This window comes from Treponema sp. (assembly GCF_024696245.1).
In the GTDB taxonomy this organism is placed as follows: domain Bacteria; phylum Spirochaetota; class Spirochaetia; order Treponematales; family Treponemataceae; genus Treponema_D.
In genome coordinates, this window is the sequence record NZ_JAILGZ010000089.1 from 1 (window position 1) to 10,709 (window position 10,709).

General features: G+C 36.7%; 8 protein-coding genes and 1 tRNA gene. 4 read left to right on the top strand and 5 right to left on the bottom strand.

Translation table 11 applies throughout. The features are described from left to right. Positions 1 to 276 precede the first annotated feature (276 nt). Both K6D58_RS06510 and K6D58_RS06515 read left to right on the top strand, forming a co-directional pair. Positions 277 to 414, top strand: a complete 138-nt coding sequence (locus K6D58_RS06510) for a hypothetical protein (RefSeq protein WP_296828798.1) — start codon at positions 277 to 279, stop codon at positions 412 to 414. Positions 415 to 451: 37 nt separating this feature from the next. Continuing rightward, on the top strand, positions 452 to 586 hold the full coding sequence (locus K6D58_RS06515) for a hypothetical protein (protein ID WP_296828800.1): 135 nt from the start codon (positions 452 to 454) through the stop codon (positions 584 to 586). A gap of 123 nt (positions 587 to 709) precedes the next feature. Here the strand turns inward: K6D58_RS06515 and K6D58_RS06520 are convergent. From K6D58_RS06520 to K6D58_RS06530, 3 genes are all read right to left on the bottom strand, one after another. Next, a tRNA-Leu gene (locus K6D58_RS06520) sits at positions 710 to 793 on the bottom strand. A 102-nt stretch (positions 794 to 895) separates the two neighbouring features. Then, positions 896 to 1,291: a zinc ribbon domain-containing protein gene (locus K6D58_RS06525; protein ID WP_296828802.1), complete on the bottom strand. Its 396-nt coding sequence runs from the start codon at positions 1,289 to 1,291 to the stop codon at positions 896 to 898. Between the two features lie 2 nt (positions 1,292 to 1,293). Beyond that, on the bottom strand, positions 1,294 to 2,250 hold the full coding sequence (locus K6D58_RS06530) for a hypothetical protein (protein ID WP_296828803.1): 957 nt from the start codon (positions 2,248 to 2,250) through the stop codon (positions 1,294 to 1,296). 33 nt (positions 2,251 to 2,283) lie between these two features. Between K6D58_RS06530 and mfd the strand changes: the two genes are divergently transcribed. Both mfd and K6D58_RS06540 read left to right on the top strand, forming a co-directional pair. Then, complete coding sequence (gene mfd, locus K6D58_RS06535) at positions 2,284 to 5,949, top strand: transcription-repair coupling factor (protein WP_296828805.1); 3,666 nt, start codon at positions 2,284 to 2,286, stop codon at positions 5,947 to 5,949. Positions 5,950 to 6,072: 123 nt separating this feature from the next. Then, the gene (locus K6D58_RS06540; RefSeq protein ID WP_296828806.1) at positions 6,073 to 8,967 is read left to right on the top strand and encodes an EAL domain-containing protein; all 2,895 of its coding nucleotides are present in this window, start codon (positions 6,073 to 6,075) and stop codon (positions 8,965 to 8,967) included. A gap of 16 nt (positions 8,968 to 8,983) precedes the next feature. Here the strand turns inward: K6D58_RS06540 and cysK are convergent, their stop codons facing one another. Both cysK and K6D58_RS06550 read right to left on the bottom strand, forming a co-directional pair. Next, the gene (cysK, locus tag K6D58_RS06545) at positions 8,984 to 9,913 is read right to left on the bottom strand and encodes a cysteine synthase A (RefSeq protein ID WP_296828808.1); all 930 of its coding nucleotides are present in this window, start codon (positions 9,911 to 9,913) and stop codon (positions 8,984 to 8,986) included. 234 nt (positions 9,914 to 10,147) lie between these two features. Beyond that, on the bottom strand, positions 10,148 to 10,709 hold a 562-nt coding region (locus K6D58_RS06550), incomplete at its 5' end, for an IS66 family transposase (RefSeq protein ID WP_296828810.1).

The following is a 10,709-nucleotide window of genomic DNA, read 5'->3' on the forward strand; positions in this document are numbered from 1 at the left end:
GGGGAACATTACGCGATTATATCGAATCTTAAGATTAGTAAAATAAGCATCAGTTAAAACTCCAACGGAAACAATAACAAAAAAAATAGTTGTTAGAATAGTGAACATGTAGCATAATAAAGTAAGCAAGTGATTAGTTTACGAGTGAGAACAGTTTCTATGGAAACAGGGTACGGTTGAAATCCGTAACGCTTGCAAGGCCCAACTCTTGCAGTTGGGCTTTATTTTTTTTACGAGGTATGCTAAAGGGGTGGTCGTGGTTCTAGTAGTGCAGGAATGTTAGGCAGGAATTCAAGTACAACTGTACGTAATGCCCAAACAATTGGTAATGCAATCACTCAGGGAGCTGGACTTTATGCAAATGGTATTATAAATGCTCGTGATGCAATGGAAAGGGCTATCGGGCAATTATGATAGAAATAAAAGAAATACTTAGATAATGGAGGAGATTATGGCAAAAATGGATTATGTTGAGCCAGATAGTTATTTATCACCTAGCATGAGAAAGATTTTGAAGGCAGGTGAATCTAAAGCAAAGAGCACCGGAAAGTCAAAACCAGCACCAAAGAAAAGCGTAAAGAAATGAATATATATAGATTTCAATAAGCCAATGTGGCTGCTATTAAGATGAAAGTCAAAAAGAAGAAATCCTTGTACTTGCGTATAAAAAAACGGTCAGTAAAATGCTGACCGTTAAACTAAAAATTTATGCCCGGAAGGGGACTTGAACCCCTATGTCCTTGCGAACACTAGGACCTGAACCTAGCGCGTCTGCCAATTCCGCCACCCGGGCTTTTCTTTGTTGAATAGCGAATAAGAATATATTATAAATCAGGGGCAGTGTCAAGGTTAAAAGGATCCCGACAAAAACTGCACTCCATGATTAATGCTGATATTACTGACACTTAAAGAAAGTAAAAATAAAAATCCCAAGAAGAACTACAATAGAACCGATAAAAAGACCTGATGGAACACCGTCGTCTTCTGCTCCTGAGTGTTTACTGTTATAGGAAGCAAAAGCATCTTTAATACGCTTTTTAGATTTACCAGAAAGTTTTGCTTTTCTAAAAGTACCGTCTGCATTTGCAGGAATATTATCTGTTCCACCTGTAAAGCTGTAATGGCATTTTGGACAACCAGTTTTAAAATCCCTGTGGGAACCTACATAACCACATTCAGGGCAACGTACAGCTGCAAAGAATTTACCGCACTTTGGACAAAAGCGGGCATTCCATGCAACTTCTGAGTTACAGTTTTCGCAGAAATATTTAGCCTTTTTTTTATCTGCCATTTTTACTCAGTTCCCAGATTATCTACAGAATAATCATAAATCTGCCAGATTCCATCACGCTGTCTTACATAGTAAGTGTAACGCTTTACTTCATAGAAGGTATCGTTCTTAAACCACTGTTTAACTTTTACAGTTCCTTCATTCTGGGAATATGTTGTTGTCTCCAGAAGGAACTTTGAAGGAATTGCTACAATATCCTGATCAATGCGTTCAAGCATAAGGTCTGCTTTAAAGGATTCAAGCATGGCTGCTCTTTCACTGGCACTTACAGAATTATACTTTCTGTTTCTTGAAGGGTCTCTCTTAAGAATTTCTTCAAGATCCATATAAAGGAAGAACTGATCCCAAAGAGCCTTCTGTCTTGCAATAATTGTCTGTTCAATAACTTTATCAGGACTGATTTCCTGAGGCTGAAGTACTGCCTGAGTTTTATTTTCTACAGCTATAAAACTTGAAGAAGCAGCTGCAGGAGAAGGTCGGATTTCAAGACTGAGACGGTTTGAAGAAAGGGAAGTAGTCTTCTGCTTGTAAAGTTCAGGATAGAATTTCAATTCAATATAATAAATTGAAGGTTCTGTTATTTCCAGATAATCCTTAAGGTTTTCAATGAAGGAGTATTCTTCATCATGCTCAAGGGAAATCTCCCTGAAGTAAACGCTGTTGTTGGTTGTTCTTTTTCTTGTAAGGGAAGAAGTTGCCGGGAGCTGGGTATTCTTGACATTAAATCCAAAGAAATCCATGGAAAATGCCCTGTCATCTGCAAGCTTAAATCTATAGGTAGAAGAACCTGTATTTTTAATTGTTACATGAACATAAATAGGATTATCCTTTACATCTCCCGGGTAATACATAGTTCTGTCATAAAACTTAATGGAAACTTCTGCACTGTTGTCCTGTGCATATACAGTATGGGCAAAAAGGGAAATTATCGATATAATTGTAAAAAGAATACGTTTCAAAATAATACTCCTTATTACATTTATCGGATAAAAATGAAGAATACATTAAAAGCAAATTCACTACTTTCACTCATTAAAGCCTGGAAAAGTTTTCATCAGGCAGTAATTGATACTGCAGATACAGAAAACAAGGAAGAAATAAAGCCTCAGGATGTTTACGGCTTAAAAGGTGCCCTTACTGAATTTTTTACTGCTGAATTTATCAACCGAACGTTAGTTAATACAATTCATACAGAACAGTATGAAGGAAAAACTTTTTCTACCCAGAAAGACTTTGTAATTATAACTGCCAGCCAGAAAGAGGCAGATGAATGTGAAACTAACTTACATTCGGCAGCCGGTGATTCAATAGAAGTAATTAAATTTCCATGGTGGGGAACAATTCCTTACAGATGTATTTCTACCAGAAGTTCCGTATTTGGAGAAAGGGAAAGTGTACTTGCAAAACTTTCACAAAAAAATCCCCGTGGACAAAAACCAAGGGTATTTATAATTCCCCAGAGATCACTTTTAACTCCTGTTCCTCCTCCTGAATATACTAAAAAAAATGTAGTAAAAATCCGCAAGGGTCAGACTCTTGATATGGAAGAATTTGCCAGCCGTCTTACAGCCCAGGGCTACCTGAGGGTTAATAAAGTCGGAATGAAAGGGGAGTTTGCCTTAAGGGGTGAAGTTCTTGACATTTACATGAGTGGAGAAAAAACAGCCCACCGTATTGTCTTTGACTTTGATACAGTTGAACAGATAAAAACTTTTGAAATAGAAAGTCAGTCTTCAAAAGAAAATCTTGATTACCTTATTGTTTATCCATTAAAAGAAATTGTATGGAATGACCAGCTTACAAGCCGTCTTGAAAAAATTCTTGAGGAAGAAGATTCAGATGGAATCCTTAATGATTTTGCAAGCTGGGACCAGAAGAGAAGACAGGGAAAAGCAAAAGAGGATTCATTCAATTCCACAGAAGAAAAAGAATCAGAAGATGAATCTTCAGATGAAGAAAAGCAGAATCGTTTTGCAGCAGAAAGCGTACACCTGGCTTTAACAGAAGAAGGAAGAAAAGAAAAAGAAAGACTTCTCACAGAACTTAGTGTTAATCTTGAAAGTGAAGGGGAAGAACTTTTTTACGGCATTCTTTTTGACAGACTTTATTCAGTACTTGATTACATTGACAGCGACACTCCGGTATTCTGTCTTGAATACGACAGGCTTTTAAATGCCATGAAGCTTCTGGAAAATGAATACACAGTTTCCTACAGAACTGCAAGACAAAACTTTCCGGTCCTTATGCCAAAGTATATGCTGCTGGATTTTGAAAGCCTTATGGATTTACATCAGAGAAGTATCAGATTCAGAAGTCTTGAAAACACTGATGAAAAGCAGCTGGAAAATTCCCACGAGATTCACTGTGAAGCAACTGTCAGTTTTTTTGGAAACATTAACTATTTTAAAGAGCAGCTGGCTTTCTGGCAGAATGAAAAATTCAATGTATTCATTTATGCTGATAATCCAAATCAGGCCCTGCGTATAAACGAAATCGTAAAGGAATATAATGTTCAGGTAATTCCGGAAAGTATTTCTGAAGGCTTTTCTATTGCAGAAGAAAAAATAATTGTAATTCAGGAAAACGAAATTTTCGGAAGGAGAAAAAACACTCCTAAGTCCATCCGTAAAGCTAAGTCAAAAGTTATCGATACTTTTGTTGACCTTAATCCAGGTGACTACATTGTTCACGTAAACTATGGTATAGGACTTTTTCAGGGAATTGAACGTGTAAAATCCCTGGGTACTGAAAGAGATTACATCAAGCTCATGTATGCTGATGAAGAAACAGCCTTTGTTCCTATTGAACAGGTTAATTTAGTACAGCGCTATATCGGAAGTGAAAATGAAAAACCACGTCTGGACAGAATAGGTTCAAAAAGCTGGAATGCAAGAAAATCCAAAGTTCAGCAGAAAGTAGAAGAGATCGCAGAAAAACTCATAGACTTATATTCAAAAAGAAAAGCTTCCCAGGGTTTTGCTTTTCCTAAGGACAATGAATGGAATGCAGCCTTTGAAGCAGCCTTTCCTTATGAAGATACACCGGACCAGTATACCGCTACTCAGGAAATCAAGGCTGACATGGAAAGGGCTGTTCCAATGGACCGGCTTGTCTGCGGTGATGTTGGTTACGGTAAAACAGAAATTGCAATGAGGGCAGCCTTTAAAGCCGTAATGGGAGGAAAGCAGGTAGCCTTTCTTGCGCCAACAACAATTCTTGCAGAACAGCACTACGAAAACTGTATTGAACGTTTTAAAAACTTTCCTGTAAAGATTGCCCAGCTGTCCCGTTTTGTAAGTCCTGCAGAACAGAAAAAAACTATTGAAAGACTTCAGAAAGGTGACGTGGATATTCTTGTAGGTACCCATAAAATTCTTCAGAAAAGCGTAATCTATAAAGATCTTGGACTTTTGATAATTGATGAAGAACAGCGCTTTGGAGTTAAGGACAAGGAAAAACTTAAGGAACTTAAACACAATGTTGACTGTCTTGCCATGAGTGCCACACCTATTCCAAGAACCCTTCACATGAGCCTGTTAAAAATCAGGGACATGAGTCTTTTAACAACACCACCTCAGAACAGACAGAGTGTTGAAACTGTAATAGAAGCCTACAATGATGAAAGAATTGCTACTGCAATAAGAAGGGAAGTAGACAGGGGAGGCCAGGTCTTTTACCTTCATAACAGGGTAGAAAATCTTTACGAAATACAAATAAAACTTCAGAAACTTCTGCCGGAAATGATGATTGATATTGCCCACGGACAGATGAGCAGTGACCAGCTTGATGATATATTCAGAAGATTCAAGATGGGCGGCTTTAACGTTCTGGTTGCAACAACAATTATTGAAAACGGAATCAACATTCCAAATGTAAATACCATAATCATAGACAGGGCAGACATGTACGGTGTAAGTCAGCTTTATCAGTTAAGGGGTCGTGTTGGCCGCTGTGATAAAAAAGCATACGCCTACCTTCTTTATCCTGAAAATAAATCCCTTTCTGAAGTTGCCATGAAACGCCTTCAGGTAATTTCTGATTTTACTGAACTTGGATCCGGCTTTAAGATTGCCATGAAGGATATGGAAATCCGTGGAGCAGGAAACCTTCTTGGAAAAGACCAGAGCGGTGAAGTTTACGCTGTAGGTTTTGAAATGTACTTAAGTCTTTTGAATGCTGCTATTGAACGCCTTACTCATTCAGACTGGCAGGAAAAACAGGAAGTTCTCCTTGAACTTGAATATTCAGGCTTTATTCCGGACTCCTATATCAGTGATGCCCAGACCAAAATGGAAATGTACAAAAAGATTGCAGCTATTTCTTCTGATGAAGAACTTAACGGAATCTACGAAGAAATGTCAGACAGATTTGGTCCTGTTCCTGATGAAGCAGCCAGTCTTTTAAGCCTTGCAAGAATCCGCATACTTTGTGTAAAACTTGGCATTATCTCCCTTAAAGAAAAGAGGGGTAATGTAGAAGCTGTATTCAGTCCAAAAACAAAGGTCAGCATAGACAAGCTTCTTACCCTGGTTAAAGCTTCTGCCGGAAGAATCAAACTGGATCCACTTCATCCAAACAGTCTCTTTATGAAGACAGATACCATAGACCTTAAGGTAAAAAGCGACTTTATTCTGGAAAAACTTCTTTCAATTATCTGATAATGAGAAAATTTACAGTAAAAAAGTCCCCCTAAAGCTTAAAAAAAATGAATCGACATATAAAAAAGTCACTGTTATACTATAAATAAGTAAAAACTAAGGGTTTTAAAGGTAAAAAAGGTAATGTCGGAGCTTATTTACAACGGAAAGAGTTACTATGAACCACCTGCAGAAACACAGCAGGCATTACATGACGTAAAAATTCACACATTCAGGTACTATCCCCAGGATAAACTGATGATAGCTTCTGATATGTTTGTAAAAGAATTTCACTGCGAAAAATATTTTTCAAATACTCCTCAAAGTATTACTTCCCTGGTATGCAGTGAAGATGCAGGTAAAATTTACAGCATAGCCACAGACATTGATTCAGGTAAAGAAAAAGTTTCCTTAACAGTCAGATCCCAACATAAAAATACAACCTTCCGTGTAACAGTTACTGCTGCAAAAAAAGATGAAAGGGGCAGGACACTTGAATGTACAGGAATTCTTGAAAATATTAATGAATATGTTTTTTCAAGCAGACTTATAGAAGCCTTAAGCAGGGACTACACCTGTATTTATTATATTGATTTTGCAAAGGACAGCGTAAAGCCCTTTAGAATAGATCCTTATATAAATAAAGAATATGGTCATCTGATGAATGCAGATGGCAACTATGCAAAAGTAATGTCTTCCTATATAAAAAACTCTGTTGACGGTGTAGATAAGGAAGTAATGACAAGAAGCACTGATAAAACTTTTCTTCTTGAGTACCTTAAGGAAAAGGGTCTTTATATTCAGGATTACACTGCCATCCATAACGGAAAAACCATGTACTGCAGAATGAAGGTTGTAAGCCTTTCTGAAAATGACAGGATTGCAGTTATGGGTTTTGCTGATATTTCTACAGAGAAAGTCCGCGAACTTGAAAAATACGCCTATATCGATCCCCTTACCAACGGCTATAACTATAAATGTTTTAAGGACAAGGTAGTAGCAAAAAACTGTCCTGGATTTTTAGTTTCAATGGATATACACGGATTTAAAGTTATTAATTCTGTATGCGGAATTGGAACGGGAGATGATATCCTTAAGGAAATCTGGAACTGTATTGATGATGAACTTACTACAGGGAATATAGCCGGCCATATTAACGGAGATTATTTTGCAATCTTTATTAATTCATCTTCCAATAAAGATATTATAGACATTCTGGAAAAAATAAAAAAAAGGCTTTCTGCACTTTCTTCTAAATATTCAATTCCTCAAATACTTCCTTATTTTGGAATTACAAGGTGGACCCCTGATAATAAAATCGAACTTTCTTTTGGTGAAGCAAACTCAGCAAAAAATTCAATTCGTGATAAAAAGAATGTCTGGTATGAATTTTATTCTCAGGGAGATGCCACAAAACTTATTCAGGAAAAGCAGCTGGAAGATTCCTTTGAAGCTTCTATAAAAAATAAACTGTTTGAAGTCTGGTATCAGCCTAAGTGCAGTCCGGAAAGCAATAAAATGATTGGAGCCGAAGCCCTTATAAGATGGAAGCAGAGGGACGGCAGCCTTATTTCCCCTGTTACTTTTATTCCTCTCTTTGAACGAAACGGCATGATAAAAAAGCTTGATGAATATGTATTTAAAACCGTTGTTCAGCAGCAGAAAAAATGGCTTAATGAAGGAAAGCAGATTGTACCTGTTTCCATAAACCTTTCAAGAATAAGCCTCTATTATTTTAATATTGTTGATGAATACAAAAAGATCATTGAAGAAGCCGGACTTGAAGCAAAATATATTCCTATTGAAATTACTGAAAGTGCTACTGCAGATAATGATGAAATAAAACAGCTGGCCGAAGAATTTCATAAAGCCGGATTTTCTTTACACATGGATGACTTTGGTTCAGGTTATTCATCCCTGGCACTGCTTAACACCATGCACTTTGACACCCTTAAACTTGATAAGAGTCTTGTTGATTTTATTGGCAACTACGGAGGAGACAGACTTCTTGATCATACAATTGCCCTTGCAAAAGAACTGGGCATGCATGTTACGGCAGAAGGTGTAGAAAATAAAAAGCAAGTTGATTTTCTTAATCATCTGGACTGCGACAGTATTCAGGGATTCTATTATTCAAAACCACTGCCTCTTACGGATTTTGAAAAAAATCTTAACAAGTCTAAAGTAGAAGTAGAAAATCCATCAGTTATTTCTCAAAGAAAAAAGACAGGTAATGAAAACCCTTATCTTGAATCTCTGGAAGTTCTTGTAGGTTCCTTTCATAAAATACTTAAAGTAAATCTTACTGATGATTCATATCAGATAATTAAATTCTATTCAAATGAAAAGTCTGACAGGGAAGGGTACTCTGATCATTTTTCACAGTGGTTGATAAATTTTGCAGATGCAGGATATGTTCATAAAGATGACGTAAGGGTCTTTAAGGATTCCCTGCAGCTTGATTATCTTAGAAAATATTTTGACAAAAAAGATCATCCTCTGCGCATAAAATACCGTCGTCTTACAAATGGAGAATACCGCTGGGTACATCTTGAAATGATTCCTTCAAAAAATTATGAAGAGGGCAGGCAGCTTGTAATGCTTTACGTACAGGATATTAATGACTCCTACAAAGCTCTTCTTGATAATCAGAAGGAACTGTCTCAATTCTGTAACAGGGATTCACTTACAGGCCTTTACAGCTTCCATTATTTTAATGCTCTTTGCCAGGCTTATAAAAATGAAGGCACTGTAAGTTCGGCTGGGGCACTTTACTATAATATCAAAGGAAATAATGCAGCCATTATTGAATTTGCAAGAACACTGGAAAGTAACTTTGATTCATCAAGCTGCTTCAGGATTTCTGAATATGAATTTATTGTTTTGAATCTTGATTGCAGTAAAGAAAAAATTGAATCTGACTTTGAAAGTTTTAATAATAAAATTAAAAGTCTTGATATAAAAATTATGTCTTCAGGAAAGTTCTGGAAAAAAGACGCAGACAATCTTGAAGACATAATTGACAGTGCAAAAAACTGACTTTCTTAAAAGAAAATTAATCCAGGAAAAGAGGTGTAGACAGATATCTGTCACCTGTATCACAGAGGATTATAACAATATTCTTTCCTGCATATTCTTCTTTTTTTGCAAGTTCAATTGCAGCCCAGAGAACGGCACCACTGGAAATTCCTGCAAGAACACCTTCTGTTTTTCCAAGCTCTTTTCCTAATGCAAATGAATCTTCATTTGAAACAGGAATGATTTTATCATAAATCTTTGTATCAAGAACTTCAGGAATAAAGTTTGCTCCGATTCCCTGAATCTTATGAGGACCAGCTTTTCCCTTTAAAAGAAGTGGTGATGTCTCAGGTTCAATTGCAACAATTTCTACACCAGGGACTTTTTCTTTGAGATATTTTCCTGTACCAGTAATTGTTCCACCTGTACCAATTCCAGAAATAAATACATCAACTTTACCATCCAGATCCTCATAAATTTCAGGACCGGTTGTCATATAATGTGCTTTAGGATTAGATGGATTTTCAAACTGACCTGCGATAATACTGCCAGGATTTTCTTTATGAAGTTCTTCTGCTTTTTCTACAGCACCTTTCATTCCCTGAGCACCTGGTGTAAGAACAATCTGTGCACCGTAGGCCTTTATAAGATTAATTCTTTCTATAGACATTGAATCAGGCATTACAATAATTACTCTGTAACCCCTGCATGCACCAACAGCTGCAATTCCAATACCTGTGTTTCCGGAAGTAGGCTCGATAATTACTGAACCTGGACCAATACGGCCTTCCTTTTCTGCGTCATCAAGCATGGCTTTTGCAACACGATCCTTAAGGCTGCCGGCTGGATTTAAATTTTCAAGCTTGGCATAAATCTTTGCTTTAAGATTGTACTTGCGTTCAATATTAGTAAGTTCAAGAAGTGGTGTTTTTCCGATTACCTGATCTATAGATGTATAAACAGACATTTAAATATCCTCCATTTGTAAATGGTTTGTTTTACAAGATAATACCACAGTAAGATTTTATGTTCAATTTATCTTATATGTACCAGGTGATTGTTACAGCCAGTCCCTTTTACATTAGGATTTGTCCGGTTAAGTCATATAAAGTTAACTGCCTATAATCCACATTCTGTCTACCAATAACTATATTTTTACTAAAAAAATAATCTGTAAGGTAAGCGTCAATTTTCTGCCCTATTAGGCTACTAAGACCGTTGACACATCAGATTTCCTAATCAATTTGATATTCCAAGGAAGAAGTTCAGACCATTTTGAATCTGTCCAGTCAGTTGTGTCTGCGGCCAGTTCAAAGATTGAAGAAAGATATTCTTCAAAATTGATATTGTTTATTTTAGAACATTCTATCAAAGAAAACAACAGGCATGTTGATCTTGAGCCGTCTTCAAAACCACAGAATAAGAAATTTTTCCTTGATAAAACATACGGACGGATTGAGCGTTCTGCGATTGAATTGTCCAGATAGATTTCACGACAAGCAAGATAGTTCATAAGATGAGGCCAGGCTTTAATTGCATAATCCAGAGCTTTTCCAAATTTAAGGCTTTCAGGAACTGTCGGTTTTATTTCAGTCATCCAGTCATAGAATTCATCCATAATCGGCTTGATGATTTCCCTGCGTTTTTGAATAAACTCTGAATCTGGAAGCTGCTTCTCTCTCAGTCTGTTTTCTTCGTAATACATTCGCTGAATGTATTTAATGGCAATGGCTGAGTTCTTTGATTTTCCGTTGAGAAGTGCA